The sequence below is a fragment of the Streptomyces sp. 2-1 genome (assembly GCF_048564895.1).
Classification (GTDB): Bacteria; Actinomycetota; Actinomycetes; order Streptomycetales; family Streptomycetaceae; genus Streptomyces; species Streptomyces phaeochromogenes.
This window is the reverse complement of record NZ_CP183383.1, coordinates 9,990,226-10,006,925: the sequence shown is the minus strand read 5'-3', so window position 1 is coordinate 10,006,925 and position 16,700 is coordinate 9,990,226. Positions and strand designations below refer to the sequence as shown.

Here is a 16,700-nt window from a genome sequence, read left to right as displayed (position 1 = left end):
GCGATGGGGGAACCAGCGGAACTGGCGGAACTCGATGAATGGGTCGCGGTGATCGACGCGTGCATCGAGCCCATCGCGAGGAGGCCGGTGGATGTCACCGACCCCGACTGGATGCGGAAGCTGCGGGAGGGCCCGCGTCCGCTGGACGAGGCGGGGATCCGACCGGAGGCCGAGGCGGCACTGCGGGATGTGCTCTCCCTCTACGAGGAGGGCGACGAGGACGTACGGGCCGCCCTGCGTGCGCTCCTGGAACGGTGTCACTATTTCGCCTGGGCGACGGCGCTGCCCTTCGAGCCCACGCCCCGAGGCTTCCGGCAGCGACTGGTGGAGATGTCGGTCGGGGATCAGGGCCAGGACACCCGGGACATGATGGTCGCCCTGAACGATCTGTGCGGGCAGGCCCGCGACGCCGGCCTCGACATCCGGCCGCTCCTCCTGGACGTGGCCGAACTCTCCAGCGAGGCCGACAAGTACGGGATGGGTTCCACGCGGGCCATCCTGCTCCGGGCTGCCGGAAGGGAGCCCAGCGGGCTCTGGTGAGTACGTGGAGGACATCGTCGACCACGTCATGGTCCACCTCTGATCAGCGGGCCGTGCCGTCTCAGTGATCCAGCCGAACGCGCGCGGCTCGTCGAGTTCAGGCAGCGCTCCTTCGGCGGCCCGCGAGCCAGACGGCGATCCGCTCCTTGAACTCGCGGTCGACGTAGGGACTGTCGTGAAGCGTGATCCACTCCAGGTACCGCAGGATGTTCTCCGAGCGGTCCGGGTGGCGCACGGCGAGCACGTCGACGCCGGTCTCGCCCGTCGAGGCATGGACGTACACGCTGGTGTCGAGGGCCATCATGGCGAAGCCCGCGTGGCCCGCGTGCACGCCGAGGAACGCCGATGCAGCGCCCCGGCCCATGATGTCCCAGCGCTCCAGGAGCCGGACCCGGGTCCAGACCGCCGGCGCGGTGTGGCTGCCCTCGTGCATGTTCCGCAGGGCGGCCCGGTGCGTCCGGGTGCCCTGCGGAAGCTGGACGAGGAACTCGCGCCGGTGGTCGAGAAGGCCCGAGGAGACGGCGAGGTCGTACCAGTCCGCGTTGAGTCGCTCGACGAGCCGCGGGGTGTCGTACCGGTGGGAGAAACCGCCCGTCACGTCCTCGGCGCCGTACCCGAGGACGAACGGCATCGTGCCGTCCGGCACGGCGTTCGGGATCACCTCAAGACCGGCCCGCCACAGCGGCCGGTACACCTTGCGTTCGCGCTCCCGGGTACCCATCGGTCACTGTTCTACCAGGGCCAACGCGCCGAGAAGCCCCCAGCCCGTCGCCTGCCCCGCCCCGGCCTGCCGTCCCACATCAGCTGGAGCGTGCCATTCAGGTCCCGATGAGGCGGGAAACAACAGGATTGGCGGAAGACACCTTGCGCGACCGTCCGTTGCTCGTGGTGCGTCCCGGGCAACAGCCCTCGCACCAGGAAGTCACCGAGGTCCTCACGCGGTCAACCATTCGGTCAACACGCCTGTCTGGCCGGTCATTTGGGGGGCACTAGGAAGGAGGAAGGAGGACGGCCACATGACGACGTCCCTGAAGCGCATGCCCGGATGGGCCAAGATCCTGAGCGCGGTCGTGCTGGTTCTGGTGATACTCGGTGCCGGGCTGCAGCTGAGCCTGCTGCCCGGGCTGCGTGACGTTTTCCGCGAGGAAACCCACGACCGGACCGGACCCACGCTCCTCAAGTCCATTCAGGACATGAGCCGTTACGACGCCGCCTCGGGCAACTTCCAGGTGGTGGTGGATCTTGAGAAGGACACCAAGTACCTGCCGGACGCGGTCCGCGGCACCCGCACCCTGTACGTGGGCGCCGGCACCGTGGACGCCTACGTCGACCTCGGAAAGATCCGCGACGAGGATGTGAAGGTCAACAAGGACCGCACCTCGGCCACGCTCAATCTCCCCCACGCCGCCCTGGGCAAGCCCGCACTCGACCCCGACCAGTCCTACGCCGTCTCCAAGCAGCGCGGTCTCCTCGACCGGCTCGGCGACGTCTTCTCGGACAACCCGAACGACGAGCGGGCCGTCCAGCGGCTCGCCGCCCGGCACATCGGTGACGCCGCGAAGAAGACCGAGCTGACCGCCCGCGCCGAGGAGAACACCACCGGCATGCTCAAGGGGCTGCTGGGCTCCCTGGGCTTCAAGGAGGTGAAGGTGACGTACGGGTCATGAGACTCCGCCCGTGACTCCTCAGGCCCAGGTCATGGGCCTCGGCCCGTGACGTATCCGGCCCGGTTCATGGGCCGCGGTCCGTGACCCCGGCCCGGGGCCTCGGTCCGCACACACCCGTCGACGCCACCGTCGCCCCTCCAGCCCGAGCACACCGATCGCCCCGGCAGCGCAAAGCAGAGCCGGGGCGATCGGCGGCTCAGGCCCGGCACACATGTCGTCGGCATCTTCGACCCCTTCGGGGGTACTCGCCTGTCATCGGACGACAGTTGAAAACTGGAGGGTTGCATGGCCCGCGCAGTGTCACGCCCGCGCATCGCACTACGCCTTCGCTCCACATCTCATTCCGGCACCAAGAAGACCGGTTCCGGCACGAAGAAGACCAGCCCTCGCACCAAGAAGTCGCGCTCTCCCGGCTCCAAGTCCGACCCCCGCCCGGCGACCGCTCCGGGCGAACGACGGCCACTTCCCTTTGTCGTACGGTTCCTGGTCATGCTCATCGCCTTCGCGGCGATGGTGGCCTTCGCCGCCGCGCTGGCCCAGATCACGTTGCAGCCCTCGCCGGCCTCCGAGGCCCTGACGCACAGCAACCTGCATCCCGGCCGTTCCCTACGCGCCTATCTGGACCAGCCCGAACTGCGTGACGCCTTCAAGCAGATCGGCGGCAACCTCGTCCTCGGCATCCCCTTCGGGGTGCTGCTGCCCGTCCTGGTCCCCAAGGCGCGCGGGATCCTGCGAGTGCTCCTCCTTACAGCGGCCGTGATGATGCTGGTCGAGCTGGTGCAGGGGGCGGTGATCACCGGGCGCGCCTTCGACGTCGACGACGTCATCCTCAACACCAGCGGGGCGCTCGTCGGTTACCTGCTCCTGGGCCGTCGACTGAACCGTGCGGTGCATCCGCGCAAGCGCCGCCTCAAGAACTCGGAGGCGTGAGCGCCTGGAGGCTTGAGGACTCGCAGGCTTGAAGGCGTGAACGCACGCAGGCCGGTGCGAGGGGGCACGGGGGCCTGAGGGCGTGAAGTCGTAAGGGTGAACGTCAAGTTGTGAAGGAATGGTACGTACCAAAGTCTTGACGCCCCCTTACCTCACCTCTTAAATCAAGAGTCGAAGCACGCACCCCCCACCTCAGTCGGCACCCATCCCCCACAGGGATCGCCGTACGGAAGGGAGAGTCGTGGACTCCCCACGCCTGCTCCGCAGATGCCTCCTCGCCACCCTGTCCGCCGTACTCCTCGCGTCCGCCGCGGTCATGCCCGCACAGGCGGATGCGGGGCAGGCCGCCACAGGGCAGGCGGCCCCCGAGCCGAAGGCCGCCGCGGCCGTGACGTTCTCGGACACCTTCGACGGCGCCGCCGGTTCGGCCGTCAACTCCTCGAAATGGCAGATCGAGACCGGCGACAACGTCAACAACCACGAGCGGCAGTACTACACAGCCGGCAACAACAACGCGAAGCTCGACGGCCAGGGCCACCTGGTCATCGAGGCCCGCCGCGAGAACCCGAACAACTACCAGTGCTGGTACGGGCGTTGTGAGTACACCTCGGCCCGCCTCAACACAGCGGGCAAGTTCACGACGACGTACGGCCGGGTCGAGGCCCGGCTGAAGGTCCCGCGCGGGCAGGGCATGTGGCCCGCCTTCTGGATGCTCGGCAACGACATCGGGCAGGTCGGCTGGCCCAACTCGGGCGAGATCGACATCATGGAGAACGTCGGCTTCGAGCCCTCGACGGTCCACGGCACCCTGCACGGCCCCGGCTACTCCGGCTCGGGCGGCATCGGCGCCGCCTACTCGCTGCCCGGCGGCCAGGCCTTCGCGGACGCCTTCCACACCTTCGCCATCGACTGGAGCCCCGACGCGGTCACCTGGTCCGTGGACGGCAATGTCTACCAGCGGCGCACCCCCGCCGATCTGGGCGGCAGGCAGTGGGTGTTCAACAAGCCGTTCTTCCTGATCCTCAACCTCGCCGTGGGCGGCTACTGGCCGGGCGACCCGGACGGCTCGACCTCGTTCCCGCAGCAGCTCGTCGTGGACGAGGTGAAGGTGACGACGAGCGACGGCTCCGGTGGCGGTGCGCCCATCAGGGGGCTCGCGGGCAAGTGCGTCGACGTGGCGGGGGCAAGTTCCGCCAACGGCACGCCCGTTCAGCTCTACGACTGCAACAGCAGCGCCGCCCAGCAGTGGACCGTGGCCTCCGACGGCTCGATCCGGGCGCTGGGCAAGTGCCTGGACATCACGGGCAACGGCACGGCGGACGGTTCGACCGTTCAGCTCTGGGACTGCGGGGGCGGGGCCAATCAACGCTGGGTGGTCAGCGCGGCAGGCGACATCGTGAATCCACAGGCCAACAAGTGCCTGGATGTGACGGGCAACAACTCCGCCAACGGCACACGGCTCCAGATCTGGACGTGCTCGGGCGGAGCCAACCAGAAGTGGACCGTCGGCTGACCGGACGGCGCGACCGACCGGCGCGGGAGCAATCCCGCAGGTGCCGGAGCACTACCAGCGGGTGCGGGCGTACGGCCGACTGACGCGGGGAGTCGGCCGCACGCCCGCACCTGCTTGTCAGTCGGTCGCCTCGCAGTCGGTGTCCTGCAGCTGGATCGGCCGCGTGGCGTCCAGGCCGACGTACGCCGTGAAGGTGGCCGTGTCCTGGCCCTGCTCGCCCCAGTGCGTGGTCACCGTGGCGTAGCCGACGCCCGCGGACTGTGCCGTGCTCACCGGGCCGATGTCGATGGACCGCGGCTCGTTCTGCGCGCAGAGCAGGATGTCGACGCCCTCGCTCTGCGCGACCTTCTCCTTCAGGTGCTCGGAGATGCCGTACTTCCGGGCGAAGTCGCCGGGCCCGTGGTCGCCGTAGAAGTCCCCGAGGAAGGTGTGGATCTCCTCGGCGGTGTAGCGGTCGTTCGGGTCCACGGCGGGTGCGGCGGAGGCCGGTGCGGTGGAAGCGAGTCCGAGACCGAGGACGGCCGCGCAACCGAGGGCGAGGGCGACGCGCTTGGTCGGGCGCGTGACGGTCGTGACGGTGCGGAACATGTGAGGTACCCCGTTTTTCCTTGCTGTGCCCATGAGTTGGGCTGGTCACAGGAGCAGACCCGCCGCCCCCGGCAGGCGTTGTGCTCTCCTCCGTCGCTGTTTCCGTTCCCGGACATTTACCGCACATTCGTCACGCGCCCCATCACGCAACCCGTTGGCCGTACGCCACGTGCGCCGTACGCCACGTTCCTCACGCGGCACGCCCGATCTCTCGGGCGTGCCGCTCCCCTCCTGAGGTCACCCGCAAGGCGCGCGGCGGGCGGCTGTCAGCAGTTCATGGCCCAGGTGTGCGAGTCGCCGCGGTCGTTGGCCACGCCGTTGTAACCGACCTCCTGTCCGGGTGAGAGGCAGATCGTCATGTCGCCGCCCTGCCCGGAGTTCTCGTACACCCGGACGTGGTCCTTGATGCCGGGTCCTGAGATGCCGTGGTTGGCCCAGGAGGAGTCGGTGTCGGCGATCCAGCTCTCCCACCAGCCGTCGTCGCCCGACCAGTTGGCTCGCTGACCGGCGAAGTTCGCGTTCTCCCAGACGCAGAACTCACCGCTCGGACAGCTGGCGGCGCCGGCGGGCGAGGCCAGGGCCAGACCGCCGCTCAGGGCGAGGACGGCCGCGGCGGCGGAGACGGCGAAGCGCTTGATGATCACGAAGGGGAACTGCCTTTCTCTCGGTTCTCCGGAACGGTCCGCTCGGCGTACAGATCCGCCGCGCGGTGCAGTGCGCGGGTGCGCAGCTGCCGGTAGGTGGTCAACTGGTCGCGCCGCTCGGCGCGGACCTGGTCCAGCAGGGCCGGCTCCAGCCGGGCGCGCACCTTGTCGAGGCCGCTCTTCTGTGCGCAGCGCGCGGCGACGGCGGGGTCGGGGCGCTCGGGTCCAGGCCCCTGGTCCGGTGTGGCGCAGTGGGCCCAACGGCCTTGCGCCGCGCGGTAGTCGGGGTCGTCCTTCATGCGCAGCGCGGCCTCCGCGCGGAGGTTGTTCACGACGACCTGGGCGCGGAACCAGCGCCGCTCGTCCCCGTACAGCTCGCGCTGCGCGGCGGCGAGGCAGCCGTCGGTGTGCGCCTTGACGGTGTATCCGGTGGCGAGGGTGACGGACAGTTCCGTACGGCCGCGGCCGAAGAGGACGCCCTGCAGCCGCCGGTCCGCGGCGTCGTCCGTGCCGCCCTCCCGCCGTTCGCCGACGGCTCCTTTCGAGGAGAGCCCCCGCCCGGCCAGGCACCGTTCGACGAGGACCTGCTGAGCGGCCTTGATGAGGTCGTCACGCTCCCGCTCGGTCCTGGGCAGCGCGGGCGCGTCCGGTCCCGCGCCTGTCGGCATGGCGCACCCGCCCAGTGACATCAACGCCAGCAGCGCCAGTACGACGGTGACGGCGGTGCCGAGCGCACGCATCAGTCGCACGGCTCAGCCGACCTCGCAGCCCATCGTGGTGTCGGACACCCCGTCGAGCCGGGCGCCCCAGGGCCAGTTGTCGGCCAGGTCGTGCGCCCGGATCAGCCGGTAGTAGCAGGTGTCACGGGCCCAGTCGATGGCGTACACGGCGGTGTTCGCGTCCGAGCGGAACGAGGCCGCCTTGTCGTGCAAGGACTCCGGTACGTCCGTATAGCCCGGTGGTGTGTAGCACCAGGACGTGCCGTGCTGTCCGGCCCCGGTCCAGAAGCACACGGAGCCCGCGGCGGGTGCCGTGGGCGCGGCCGTCGTGGCGGGAGCAGCGCCCAGGACGGCGACGGCGGCAAGCAGGGCCCCGGGCAGGGCGAGGCGACGGAACATGACGACTCCAGTCGTACGAGGGAGGGATACACGCAGGGCAACCTGGCCGGATCGTGATCACGGTGACCGCCAAGATCAAAGTGCCCTCGTGGGAGCGGGCCCATGCACGGCCGCACTCGCCTCCCGATGCCTGCCGATGCACGAAGCCGTCCAGTCCGCGACGGCTCACCACGGCGCGAAAACCCCTGGTCCGCGCGCTCCCCCGAGCATTCACCCGAACAGCGGACGGCACCCACAACGGGCTCTCGAAGGGGGGTGTGACACACGCGGCTCCGCCGCGCGGGCGCGATCAGCCCTCACCGGCCCGCAGCGTGACCCTGCTCCCCGCGGAGCCCTACCGAAGATGCCAGGTGAGCTTGTCTCCACCGACCCACCGCACCACCGCGGGGTCATCGGCGTCATGCACCGGAATCCCGTACGCCGCGGCGGCCATCAGGACGTCCGTGAAGCTCCTGGCCTCGCCGATGACAGCGCCGTCGATCTCCACGATGCGGAAGGGCGGATCGCCGGGCTGGACGCCCAGGACCGTGATCCGCGGGTACGAGATGTGGGGGCTTGCGATTTCAGTCATGATCCCACCGGTTCCACACGCGTGCCGCCGATAAGCCTGCCCGGGCGGCGCCTGTCGGTCGTCGTGGCACTCGGCGGCGCCGACGTGGCCGACGTCCGTACGAGGTCGCAATTCATGGTGGCACAACGAGGCCATGTCGGCTGCCGTGCGGGCGGCGGCGGGCTGCGCCAGGCTGGGGGTATGGACCCGGCCGAGGCCCTGGACCGGATCGCCTTCCTGCTGGAGCGGTCCCTGGCTCCCACCTATCGCGTACAGGCGTTCCGCACGGCGGAGGGCGTGGTCACGGGGCTGCCCGCCGACGAGGTGGCCCGGCGGTCAGCCGACGGGTCGCTGGAGTCGCTGAAGGGCATCGGGCCGAAGACCGCGCAGGTGGTGCGCGAGGCGCTGGCCGGACAGACACCGGGCTACCTGGAGAAGCTGGAACAGGAACAGGAGGCCGCGGGCCCTCTCGTCCAGGGTGGCGAGGAGCTGCGGGCGCTGCTGCGCGGCGACTGTCATCTGCACTCGGACTGGTCGGACGGCGGCAGCCCCATCGAGGAGATGGGCCGTACGGCGGCGCGGCTCGGGCACGAGTGGGCGGTGCTCACCGACCACTCCCCGCGGCTCACGGTGGCGCGCGGGCTGTCTCCTGAGCGGCTGCGGGAACAGCTCGCCCTGGTCGCGGAACTCAACGAGCGCTGGGCTCCCTTCCGGCTGCTCACCGGTATCGAGTGCGACATCCTCGACGACGGGTCCCTCGACCAGGAGCCGGAGCTGCTGGACCGGCTCGATCTCGTGGTCGTGTCCGTGCACTCCAAGCTGAGGATGAACGCGGGCGCGATGACGCGCCGGATGGTCGCCGCCGTACGCGATCCGCACTCCGATGTACTGGGCCACTGCACTGGGCGGCTGGTCACGGGGCGCGGGCGGCCCGAGTCGGAGTTCGACGCGGACGAGGTCTTCGCCGCCTGTGCCGAGACGGGCACGGCGGTCGAGATCAACAGCCGCCCGGAGCGGCTCGACCCACCGCGCCGACTGCTGCGCCGGGCGGTCGAGGCGGGTGTGCTGTTCTCCGTGGACACCGACGCCCACGCGCCCGGGCAGCTCGACTGGCAGCTGTACGGATGCGCACGGGCCGAGGAGTGCGGGGTGCCTCCGGAGCGCGTGGTCAACACCTGGACCGCCAAGGAGCTGCTGGCGTGGACAGGACGCCGTGAAACCCCATAGGACGTCGTGAAACCTCGTCGTGACACACGTCACGGAACACGCCGCGCGGACCTGGGAACACTCGCCGGTAGTTTCCCGTTAAATCAGCTGTGGGTGCGGATGGAACAGTGTCCCCGGGCCTCACCTTCCGCCCACAGGGAAGATCGTTCGGCTGAAGCCCTGTGGAGCACTCCGCCGAGAGGCGACCGCCATCCGTGGCCACCCACAGACGGCCCCGACCGTGATTCCCCCGTCCGGTCGGGGCCTTTCCGCTGTCTCCGCGCACTTCCCTCGCGCCACGCCGGTCCACGCTTGACTTCGAGAGCGCTTCAATTCGTAGCGTCGGCTATATGACCACTGCACAGCACAAGATCGGTTCGGGATTCGACCTCCGGAGCAGCGCGGACGACGTGCTCGACGGCATCGACCTCACGGGGAAGCTGGCGATCGTCACCGGCGGCTACTCGGGGCTCGGCCTGGAGACGACCCGCGCGCTCACCAAGGCCGGTGCCCGGGTCGTCGTCCCGGCGCGGCGCAGGTCGGTCGCCGAGGAGGCGGTCGCCGGCCTCGACGGTGTCGAGGTGGACGAGCTCGACCTCGGTGACCTGGACAGCGTCCGTGCCTTCGCCGAGCGCTTCCTCGCCTCGGGCCGCACCATCGACATCCTCATCGACAACGCCGGGATCATGGCCTGCCCGGAGACCCGCGTCGGACCGGGCTGGGAGGCCCAGTTCGCGACCAACCACCTGGGCCACTTCGCCCTCGTCAACCGGCTCTGGCCGGCGCTCGCCCCGGGCGGTGCCCGTGTCGTCTCCGTCTCCTCGGCCGGCCACCACTACTCCGACATCCGCTGGGACGACCCGCACTGGCGGCAGGGCTACGACAAGTGGCAGGCGTACGGGCAGGCGAAGACCGCCAACGTCCTGTTCGCCGTACAGCTCGACGCCCTCGGCAAGGACTCCGGCGTACGGGCCTTCTCACTGCACCCGGGCGGCATCCTCACCCCGCTCCAGCGGCACCTCCCCAAGGAGGAGATGGTCGAGCGCGGCTGGATCGACGAGAACGGCACCCCGCTGAACCCGGCGGGCTTCAAGACCCCCGAACAGGGTGCGGCCACCCAGGTGTGGGCGGCGACCTCGCCCCAGTTGTCCGGCATGGGCGGCGTCTACTGCGAGGACTGCGACATCTCCGAGCCCGCCCCGGCCGACGGCGAACGCATCGGCGTACGTGACTACGCCGTCGACCCGGCGTCGGCGGCCCGCCTGTGGACCCTCTCCGCGGAGCTCACCGGCGTGAACGCCTTCGCCTGAGCACCTGCACCTGCACCTCTGCACCTGACCGCGACCGCGCGGGCGCGACCGGCCACGGACGACGACTCCGCGGAGATCGAACGGCCCGGCCGAGACCTCGGCTCAGGCCGGGGACTCCTCCGGCCCCGGGTGTTCGGGGTGCACGGTGCTGCCGGAGTCCTCGTCACCCCGCCGTCGCGTCCCCGCCTCGTCGGTGTCGGGAACGTCGGTGTCCGGCTCCGGCTCCGGCGCGTCCTCGTCGGAGCCCTCGCGCCGCGTGGGGTCGGCGGGCGTGACGTCCCAGCGGTCCCCGCCCTCCTGGGCCTGCTGGTCCGGCATGTCCCGGGGGACGGGACCCGCGTCCTCCCCCGCCCTCTTCGTCCGGTCGTCGCTCACGGCGCGCTCCCCTCCTCGTCGGTGTCATTCCTGGCCGGACGGAACTCCTCGCCGGACTGAATCCATCGTCGGACGGAATTCGTCGTCGGACGGAACTCCGCCGGACCTCCGCGTCGGCCCTGGTGCGGGTACCTGCCGACGCGGCCGGTGAAACCCCCGGAAGGCGTCAATGCGGAGCGCGTTCCTCCATGGCCGCGCGCCAGGCCGGGAGCTGGTTGTCGCCCGGTTCGGGGCCGGGGCGTCGTCCACCGTGTGCGAAGAAGTCGGCGAGCGGGAGGATCGCGGCGCCGACCGTGACGGCGTCGGGGCCGAGGGCGCCGAGCTCGATGGTGACCCGCTCGGCGGGGTAGCGCAGCGCGTACGAGACGGCGTGTTCGCGGACGGCGGGCAGGAAGCGGGAGCCCAGCTGGAGTCCGGCCCAGCCGCCGATCAGGATGCGCTCGGGCTGGAAGAGGTTGATCAGGTCGGACAGGCCCGCACCCAGGTATTCGGCCGTCTCCTCCAGCACGGCGAGCGCCGTCGTGTCGGCCGCCGAGCCGTCGGCCGGATAGGCCGCGGCGAGCATCGCGGTGAGGGCGGTCTCCTCGTCGACCCGCTTCGGCGGCTGTCCGCCCGCCTCCTCCCAGCGCTCCAGGAGGGCTTCGGCACCCGCGTAGGCCTCCAGGCAGCCGAGCGCACCGCACCGGCAGCGGCGCCCCCTGACCCGTACGGTCAGATGCCCCCACTCCACGGCCCGGCCGCGCTCCACGTCGTCCGTGACGAGGCTGGCGCCGACGCCGGAGCCGAAGAGGACCACGACCGCGTTGTCCGCGCCGCGTCCGGCGCCGAACCACATCTCCGCCTGGCCGAGCGTCTTGGCGCCGTTGTCGGTGAAGTACGGGACGGAGTCCGGGAGCCCGCAGGCGGTGCGGAGCAGGGACTCCAGCGGGACGGCCGGCCAGCCGATGGTCTGGCCGTGCACCACGGCGCCCTCGGCCGGAGTGCGCTCCACTATGCCGGGCACTCCGATGCCGACGCCCAGCAGCTGCTCGGGGGCGATCTCGGCGGCGGCGAGGACCTCCGCGATGCCGTCGCGGATGTGGCCGACGATGACGTCGACGTCGTAGCCCTGATGCTCCAAGGGCCGTTCCGTGCGGGCGAGTTCGGTGAGGGTGAGGTCGAAGAGCTCGACACGTACGCGGGTCTCGCCGACGTCCACGCCGATCATGTGGCCGCTGGCGGGGGCGACCCGCAGCAGAGTGCGCGGGCGCCCGCCGTCGGAATCGACGCTGCCCGCCTCCTCCACCAGACCGTCGCCGACGAGCTCGGCAACGACATTGCTGATGGAACCGGAACTCAGTCCGGTGGCCGGACCGAGCTCGAAGCGGCTCATCGGTCCTTCGAAGTAGAGCCGCCGCAGCACCGCTGTTCGATTGCCCCGCCGCAGGTCACGCACCGTACGACCGTTCCGCCCCGCCATGTGGTTCCTTCCCGCCGTCCCCCGACCTGCAAGATACCGCTGCGTCATCCCTTGACGCGAGTTTCTTCCGGGTCTTAACTCACGTTCTAAATTAAGCCGTGAGGGCGTTCGGGAAGTGAACGCGGCGCCCTTGCGCATCTCCCTCCGGGAAGGGACGCCAGACGTCATGCGCAGAACCCGAGCCGCGGCCGCGAGCGCGGTCACCGTCTCACTGCTGGCCGCCGTGACCGCCTGCGGCGGTGGCTCGTCGACGGAAGGCGGGTCCAACGACTCGCCGAAGACGCTCACCTACTGGGCCTCCAACCAGGGCCCGAGCATCGAGGCCGACAAAAAGATCCTCACGCCCGAGCTGAAGAAGTTCGAGAAGGACACCGGCATCAAGGTCAAGCTGGAGGTCGTCCCCTGGTCCGACCTCCTCAACCGCATTCTCGCCGCGACCACTTCGGGCCAGGGCCCGGACGTCCTCAACATCGGCAACACCTGGTCGGCCTCGCTCCAGGCGACGGGGGCTCTGCTGCCCTGGGACGCCAAGAACTTCGACAAGATCGGCGGCAAGGACCGGTTCGTCGAGTCGGCGCTCGGCTCGGCGGGGGCCACCGGCTCGGATCCGGCGGCGGTGCCGCTGTACTCGATGGCGTACGCGCTCTACTACAACAAGAAGATGTTCGCGGACGCCGGGATATCCGGGCCGCCCGCCACGTGGGACGAGCTGGTCGCCGACGGGAAGAAGATCTCCAAGGACGGCAAGTGGGCGCTGGCCGCCGAGGGTTCGAACCCGTCGGAGAACATCCACCACGTCTTCGTCCTCGGCAAGCAGCACGGCGCCGACTTCTTCGACGCCGACGGAAAGCCCGACTTCACCTCCGACGGGGCCGTCGCGGCGGTCAAGCAGTACGTCGATCTGATGGGCAAGGACAAGGTCGTCGCGCCCGGCAACGCCGAGTACGCGCAGAACCAGTCGCTGCAGGACTTCGCCAAGGACAAGACGGCGATGGTGATGTGGCAGACCGCCGCGACCACGCTCAAGGCGCACGGCATGAGCGACGACGACTGGGGTGTCGCGCCGGTGCCGGTCCAGTCCGGCAGCCCGGGGTCGGGCACCGCCGTCAACTCGATGGTGGCGGGCATCAACCTGGCCGTCTTCAAGAACACCGACAACATCGACGGCGCCACGAAGTTCGTGAAGTTCATGACGAGCGACGCCGAACAGAAGACGCTCAACAAGACGTACGGGTCCATCCCGCCGGTCAAGGCCGCCCAGGACGATCCCGCGTTCAACACGCCCGCGCTGAAGGTGATCAGGGACACGCTCGCCAAGAGCGCCGCCCCGCTGCCGCAGGTGCCCAACGAGTCGCAGTTCGAGACGGCGGTCGGCACGGCCGTGAAGGAGCTGTTCGCGGACGCGGCGGCCGGCCGGCCGATCACGACCGCCTCGGTCAAGGAGAAGCTCTCCGAGGCTCAGCAGCAGATGCCGAAGAAGTGAGCGCTCGATGACCGTGACCGCTCAACCCGCGGTCGGGGAAGAGGCGTTGCCCGGTGCGACGGGGCCCACCCCGCGCCGCCGCACCGGGCGCGTACGCCGTATCGCCCTGCCGTATCTGCTCCTCCTGCCCGCCCTGCTGCTCGAACTCCTCGTCCATCTGGTGCCGATGGTCATCGGCATCGTGATGAGCTTCAAGGAGCTCACGCAGTTCTACATCCGCGACTGGGGCGCCGCGCCCTGGGCGGGGTTCGACAACTACAGCCTGTCCGTGGACTTCGACGCGCCCGTCGGTGAGGCGCTGCTCCACTCCTTCTTCGTGACCTGCGCCTTCACCGTGCTGTCCGTCGGGCTGTGCTGGCTGCTCGGCACGACGGCCGCGGTCTACATGCAGGAGACGTTCCGCGGCCGTGGCTTCCTGCGCGCGATCTTCCTCATCCCGTACGCGCTCCCGGTGTACGCGGCCGTCATCACCTGGGCGTTCATGTTCCAGCGCGACAACGGCCTGGTGAACCACGTGCTGCACGACCAGCTGGGCCTCACCGACAGCCCGTCCTTCTGGCTGATAGGCGACAACAGCTTCGTCGCGCTGCTCGTCGTGTCGGTGTGGAAGGGCTGGCCGTTCGCCTTCCTCATCGTGATGGCGGGCCTGCAGAACATCCCCAAGGAGCTGTACGAGGCGGCGGCGATCGACGGGGCCGGCATGGTCCAGCAGATCCGCCGCATCACGCTGCCCTCGCTGCGCCCGGTCAACCAGGTGCTCGTACTGGTGCTCTTCCTGTGGACGTTCAACGACTTCAACACGCCGTACGTGCTGTTCGGCCAGGCGGCACCGGAGGCGGCGGACCTGATCTCGATCCACATCTACCAGTCGTCGTTCGTCACATGGAACTTCGGGACGGGATCGGCGATGTCCGTGATGCTGCTGCTGTTCCTGCTGGTCGTGACCGGCATCTACCTCGTCCTGACCTCGCGCGGACGGAGGGCCGCCGATGTCTAGCCAGGCACTGTCCAAGGAGTCACTGCCCAAGCAGTCACCTTCCAAGCGGACGCCGTCGGCGCCACGGTCACCGATGGCCGCGCCGCGGTCCTTCCTCTGGTCGCGCCGGATCTTCCTCACCCTGCTGACCGGCTTCGTCCTGCTTCCGGTGTACGTGATGCTGTCCAGCTCGCTGAAACCGCTGCAGGACGTGTCGGGGAAGTTCCGCTGGGTGCCGAGCGGGCTGACGATCCGCCCGTACATCGACATCTGGTCGACCGTTCCGCTGGCGAAGTACTTCGTCAACTCGCTGATCGTGGCGGGCGCGGCGACGGTCTTCTCGGTGGTGATCGCGATCTTCGCCGCGTACGGGGTGAGCCGCTACCGCTTCCGCGGGAAACGCCTGTTCACCGTGACCGTGCTGTCCACCCAGATGTTCCCCGGGATCCTCTTCCTGCTCCCGCTGTTCCTGATCTACGTGAACATCGGCAACACCACCGGCATCGCGCTCTTCGGCTCGCGGATCGGCCTGATCCTGACCTATCTGACGTTCTCGCTGCCGTTCTCGATCTGGATGCTGATCGGCTACTTCGAGTCGGTGCCGCGGGACCTGGACGAGGCGGCGATGGTGGACGGCTGCGGGCCGCTCGGCGCCCTCTTCCGGGTCGTCGTGCCCGCCGCAGTCCCCGGGATCGTCGCGGTCGCGGTGTACGCGTTCATGACCGCGTGGGGCGAAGTGCTGTTCGCGTCGGTGATGACCAACGACACCACCCGCACGCTCGCCGTCGGCCTCAAGGGCTACGCCACGCAGAACGACGTGTACTGGAACCAGGTCATGGCCGCCTCGCTCGTCGTGAGCGTCCCCGTGGTCGCCGGGTTCCTGCTGCTCCAGCGCTATCTGGTCGCCGGGCTCACCGCCGGGGCCGTGAAGTGACCGACTCCTCCCTGCGCTCCAACTCCCCTTCCTCCGAAAGGACTTCTGTGACCATCGATCTCGCCGCGCTCCCCCAGGACTTCGTGTGGGGGACGGCCACGTCGGCGTACCAGATCGAGGGTGCCGTCGCCGAGGACGGCCGCTCGCCCTCCATCTGGGACACCTTCTCGCACACGCCGGGAAAGGTGGACGGCGACGACCACGGGGACGTCGCCTGCGACCACTACCACCGGTGGCGCGAGGACATCGCCCTGATGAAGGAGCTGGGCACCAACGCGTACCGGCTGTCGGTGGCCTGGCCGCGCGTCGTGCCGGGCGGCGACGGCCCGGTGAACGCCAAGGGCCTCGACTTCTACGACTCGCTGGTCGACGGTCTGCTGGAGGCGGGGATCACGCCGTCGGTGACCCTCTACCACTGGGACCTGCCACAGGTCCTCCAGGACCGGGGCGGCTGGCCCGAGCGCGACACGGCGTACCACCTTGCGGCGTACGCGACGGCCGTCGCCGAGCGCCTCGGTGACCGGGTCAAGCACTGGACGACCCTCAACGAGCCGCTGTGCTCCGCGTGGATCGGCCATCTGGAGGGGCGGATGGCTCCCGGCCTCACGGACCTCACGGCGGCCGTCCGCACCTCGTACCACCTGCTGCTGGGCCACGGCCTCGCCACCCAGGCGATCCGGGCCGCCGCTCCCGGCGCCGAGGTCGGCATCGTCAACAACCTCTCCAGCATCGAGCCCGCCACCGACCGCCCCGAGGACATCGCGGCGGCCCGGCGCCTGGACGGCCACACCAACCGCTGGTGGCTCGACCCGGTCCACGGCCGCGGCTTCCCGGCCGACATGCGCGAGGTGTACGGGGTCGAACTCCCCGAGCGGGCGGGCGACTTGGAGACCATCGCCCAGCCCCTGGACTGGCTGGGCCTCAACTACTACTTCCCCTCGGCCGTCACCGACGACCCCGACGGGCCGGCCCCCTTCGCCCAGTCGGTCCGTCGGCCGGGCGTGCCGCGCACGGGCATGGACTGGGAGGTCGACGCGTCCGGCATCGAGAGCCTGCTGCTGCGCCTCACCGACGACTACGGCGCCCGGCGGCTGTACGTCACCGAGAACGGCTCCGCCTACCCGGACGTCGTCCGCGCCGACGGTACGGTCGACGACCCCGAGCGCACCCTGTACCTCGAACAGCACCTGGCGGCCTGCGCATCGGCCGTCCGCAAGGGGGCTCCCCTGGCGGGCTACTTCGCCTGGTCGCTGCTGGACAACTTCGAGTGGGCGTACGGCTACGACAAGCGTTTCGGGCTCGTGCACGTCGACTACCAGACGCAGCGGCGCACGGTGAAGGGCAGCGGGCAACGGTACGCGGAGATCATCCGGGAGCACGGCGGGAGGGCACGGAAGGCGGCCTGAG

At 69.9% G+C, this 16,700-nt stretch carries 18 protein-coding genes; 10 read left to right on the top strand and 8 right to left on the bottom strand.

What is annotated here, in order from left to right; translation table 11 throughout:
• Window positions 1–3: 3 nt before the first annotated feature.
• The gene (locus ACN20J_RS43730; RefSeq protein ID WP_189844187.1) at window positions 4–540 is read left to right on the top strand and encodes a hypothetical protein; all 537 of its coding nucleotides are present in this window, start codon (window positions 4–6) and stop codon (window positions 538–540) included.
• Between the two features lie 97 nt (window positions 541–637).
• Here the strand turns inward: ACN20J_RS43730 and ACN20J_RS43725 are convergent, their stop codons facing one another.
• On the bottom strand, window positions 638–1,261 hold the full coding sequence (locus tag ACN20J_RS43725; RefSeq protein ID WP_189844188.1) for a hypothetical protein: 624 nt from the start codon (window positions 1,259–1,261) through the stop codon (window positions 638–640).
• Window positions 1,262–1,556: 295 nt separating this feature from the next.
• On the opposite strand from ACN20J_RS43725, the gene ACN20J_RS43720 reads away from it, so the two are divergent.
• The 3 genes from ACN20J_RS43720 to ACN20J_RS43710 all read left to right on the top strand — a co-directional run bounded on the left by ACN20J_RS43720 (window position 1,557) and on the right by ACN20J_RS43710 (window position 4,650).
• Window positions 1,557–2,207, top strand: coding sequence for a DUF4230 domain-containing protein (locus tag ACN20J_RS43720; RefSeq protein WP_189844189.1), 651 nt, complete (start codon window positions 1,557–1,559; stop codon window positions 2,205–2,207).
• A 285-nt stretch (window positions 2,208–2,492) separates the two neighbouring features.
• Window positions 2,493–3,137, top strand: a complete 645-nt coding sequence (locus ACN20J_RS43715; RefSeq protein WP_361914364.1) for a VanZ family protein — start codon at window positions 2,493–2,495, stop codon at window positions 3,135–3,137.
• A gap of 241 nt (window positions 3,138–3,378) precedes the next feature.
• Window positions 3,379–4,650 (top strand): ricin-type beta-trefoil lectin domain protein, encoded by a 1,272-nt coding sequence (locus tag ACN20J_RS43710; RefSeq protein ID WP_189844191.1) that lies wholly within the window; start codon window positions 3,379–3,381, stop codon window positions 4,648–4,650.
• A 117-nt stretch (window positions 4,651–4,767) separates the two neighbouring features.
• Here ACN20J_RS43710 and ACN20J_RS43705 read toward each other — a convergent pair whose 3' ends face one another.
• The 5 genes from ACN20J_RS43705 to ACN20J_RS43685 form a co-directional block, all read right to left on the bottom strand.
• Window positions 4,768–5,238 (bottom strand): hypothetical protein, encoded by a 471-nt coding sequence (locus ACN20J_RS43705; protein ID WP_189844192.1) that lies wholly within the window; start codon window positions 5,236–5,238, stop codon window positions 4,768–4,770.
• A gap of 266 nt (window positions 5,239–5,504) precedes the next feature.
• Window positions 5,505–5,876, bottom strand: coding sequence for a peptidase inhibitor family I36 protein (locus tag ACN20J_RS43700; protein ID WP_189844258.1), 372 nt, complete (start codon window positions 5,874–5,876; stop codon window positions 5,505–5,507).
• Between the two features lie 2 nt (window positions 5,877–5,878).
• Window positions 5,879–6,622, bottom strand: coding sequence for a hypothetical protein (locus tag ACN20J_RS43695; protein ID WP_419669059.1), 744 nt, complete (start codon window positions 6,620–6,622; stop codon window positions 5,879–5,881).
• 12 nt (window positions 6,623–6,634) lie between these two features.
• A complete protein-coding gene (locus tag ACN20J_RS43690) occupies window positions 6,635–7,000 on the bottom strand; it encodes a hypothetical protein (RefSeq protein WP_189844193.1) in 366 nt (121 codons plus the stop codon).
• 334 nt (window positions 7,001–7,334) lie between these two features.
• Window positions 7,335–7,571 (bottom strand): hypothetical protein, encoded by a 237-nt coding sequence (locus ACN20J_RS43685; protein ID WP_055617312.1) that lies wholly within the window; start codon window positions 7,569–7,571, stop codon window positions 7,335–7,337.
• A gap of 180 nt (window positions 7,572–7,751) precedes the next feature.
• Here ACN20J_RS43685 and ACN20J_RS43680 point away from each other — a divergent pair, with 180 nt between their 5' ends.
• Both ACN20J_RS43680 and ACN20J_RS43675 read left to right on the top strand, forming a co-directional pair.
• Window positions 7,752–8,777 carry a PHP domain-containing protein gene (locus tag ACN20J_RS43680; RefSeq protein ID WP_190232095.1) on the top strand — a complete coding sequence of 342 codons (1,026 nt, stop codon included), beginning with the start codon at window positions 7,752–7,754 and terminating at the stop codon, window positions 8,775–8,777.
• Between the two features lie 329 nt (window positions 8,778–9,106).
• The gene (locus ACN20J_RS43675) at window positions 9,107–10,066 is read left to right on the top strand and encodes an SDR family NAD(P)-dependent oxidoreductase (RefSeq protein ID WP_361992533.1); all 960 of its coding nucleotides are present in this window, start codon (window positions 9,107–9,109) and stop codon (window positions 10,064–10,066) included.
• 102 nt (window positions 10,067–10,168) lie between these two features.
• On the opposite strand, the gene ACN20J_RS43670 is transcribed toward ACN20J_RS43675, so the two are convergent.
• The gene (locus ACN20J_RS43670) at window positions 10,169–10,441 is read right to left on the bottom strand and encodes a hypothetical protein (RefSeq protein WP_189844195.1); all 273 of its coding nucleotides are present in this window, start codon (window positions 10,439–10,441) and stop codon (window positions 10,169–10,171) included.
• A gap of 166 nt (window positions 10,442–10,607) precedes the next feature.
• On the bottom strand, window positions 10,608–11,900 hold the full coding sequence (locus ACN20J_RS43665; RefSeq protein WP_189844196.1) for an ROK family transcriptional regulator: 1,293 nt from the start codon (window positions 11,898–11,900) through the stop codon (window positions 10,608–10,610).
• Window positions 11,901–12,066: 166 nt separating this feature from the next.
• Between ACN20J_RS43665 and ACN20J_RS43660 the strand changes: the two genes are divergently transcribed.
• From ACN20J_RS43660 to ACN20J_RS43645, 4 genes are read left to right on the top strand one after another with little or no spacing between them, the layout of a single operon-like run.
• Window positions 12,067–13,383, top strand: a complete 1,317-nt coding sequence (locus ACN20J_RS43660) for an ABC transporter substrate-binding protein (RefSeq protein ID WP_419668159.1) — start codon at window positions 12,067–12,069, stop codon at window positions 13,381–13,383.
• 7 nt (window positions 13,384–13,390) lie between these two features.
• Window positions 13,391–14,380 (top strand): carbohydrate ABC transporter permease, encoded by a 990-nt coding sequence (locus ACN20J_RS43655; RefSeq protein WP_189844198.1) that lies wholly within the window; start codon window positions 13,391–13,393, stop codon window positions 14,378–14,380.
• Complete coding sequence (locus tag ACN20J_RS43650) at window positions 14,373–15,293, top strand: carbohydrate ABC transporter permease (protein ID WP_189844199.1); 921 nt, start codon at window positions 14,373–14,375, stop codon at window positions 15,291–15,293. Before ACN20J_RS43655 ends, ACN20J_RS43650 begins: the two co-directional genes overlap by 8 nt.
• A gap of 47 nt (window positions 15,294–15,340) precedes the next feature.
• Window positions 15,341–16,699, top strand: coding sequence for a GH1 family beta-glucosidase (locus ACN20J_RS43645; RefSeq protein WP_189844200.1), 1,359 nt, complete (start codon window positions 15,341–15,343; stop codon window positions 16,697–16,699).
• Window position 16,700 lies beyond the last annotated feature (1 nt).